This is a genomic window from Prevotella sp. P3-92 (genome assembly GCF_002251205.1).
Taxonomy (GTDB): Bacteria; Bacteroidota; Bacteroidia; order Bacteroidales; family Bacteroidaceae; genus Prevotella.
In genome coordinates, this window is sequence record NZ_NPJE01000006.1 from 1 (window position 1) to 1,521 (window position 1,521).

The following is a 1,521-nucleotide window of genomic DNA, read 5'->3' on the forward strand; positions in this document are numbered from 1 at the left end:
TGACTTAATACAGATTTACTTTACACCGTTTTAACAATTAAAAAACAGTGTAAATGATGAAAAAGGAACGTAGAGCAGCTCGTCATTTTGACGATCAATTCCGTTTGAGTGTATTAAAGGATTATTATGAGAGCGGTGCATCATATTACCAAATTGCCCGTAAATATGGTGTCGGCTGTAGCAACATCATCACTTGGGAGAGGAAATACATGAATAAATGTGTATCTTTGCCATCAGATATTCAAGAACTAGAAAAACAGGTATTTATGGCAAAGAAAGCAAGAGATTCAAGACCTCAACAAGTTATGAGTGAGGCAGAAAGATTAAGAGATGAAAATGCACGTCTGCGTAAGGCTCTTGAGTATTCGGAACTTCGCAACGAGGCATTGAATGAAGTGCTGAAAATCGGCAGGGAACAATACGGCATAGACCTGCTAAAAAAAGTTGGCGCCAAGCAGTAGACAACCTTCGGCTCAGACATGCTGATACTGGTATCGGCTGTCTGAGTGGACTGTTTGGCAAGACTCGCGAAGGATATTATTCCGTCAGCAAAGCTAAGCGTAACCAGTTAGAACTGACAGAAAAGAAAATTGTTAATCATGCACGCCAACTACGTAGCGAGGCTCCTGGAATAGGAGCTTACAAGATGTTTGTAATACTCAAAGACATCTTTCTTGATGTTATGCCTGGCCGTGATAAATTCTATAAAATTATCAATAAAAACGGGCTTATGCTCAAACCAGAACGTAGGCGTCACACAACAAACTCTAATCATAACTATCGTAAATACAAGAACTTAATAAAAGGACTTGTAATTAGTCGTCCCAATCAACTTTGGGTCGCTGACATTACGTATATTGAAACTGATGATGGTGTAGCTTATCTGCACCTCGTCACCGATGCGTGGACACACGAAATCATAGGCTGGATGCTGTCCGATTCTCTAATGGCCTCAAATACTATAGCAGCTCTTAAGATGGGTATAGAACATAATAAAGGTCTAGACCTGAGCGGGCTGATACACCACTCAGACCGCGGCTCGCAATATTGTAGTAATGCCTATGTGGACATGCTGAAGTCCGTCAATGCGTCAATATCCATGACGGAGGATTACAAACCTACGGACAATGCCATTGCGGAACGCGTCAACGGCATCATAAAGCAGGAATGGCTATACCGTATGAAGAGACCCAAAAATCTAGATGATGCTTGTAGTATCATACGGGACATTGTCGATTTCTATAACAACAAGCGCCCGCATATGAGCAACGGAATGATGACCCCAGCGCAAAAGCGTGAAAGCTATACAAAGGTGGCATAGTAGAGATGGACAGTAACATTATTGAGCATATTTTTTGCAGATAAAGGTTTTATATGTAACTTTGCATGCGGAAACGCTATGTAAAGCGTTTTAGTAACACTTTTCCTGCATTGTAAAGTGATTCAGTAAAGGAATAAAATGAGAGTGAAGTAATTTAGTAAAATAACAAGAAAAGTGTAAAGTAGAATCAGTTAAAGTCA

Annotated in this window: 2 protein-coding genes; both read left to right on the top strand. The window is 40.2% G+C overall.

Annotated features, from left to right (window positions below):
• Positions 1-53 precede the first annotated feature (53 nt).
• Positions 54-461 carry a transposase gene (locus CIK93_RS00840; RefSeq protein ID WP_254046701.1) on the top strand — a complete coding sequence of 136 codons (408 nt, stop codon included), beginning with the start codon at positions 54-56 and terminating at the stop codon, positions 459-461.
• A gap of 50 nt (positions 462-511) precedes the next feature.
• Positions 512-1,321 carry an IS3 family transposase gene (locus CIK93_RS00845; RefSeq protein ID WP_254046702.1) on the top strand — a complete coding sequence of 270 codons (810 nt, stop codon included), beginning with the start codon at positions 512-514 and terminating at the stop codon, positions 1,319-1,321.
• Positions 1,322-1,521: the final 200 nt, after the last annotated feature.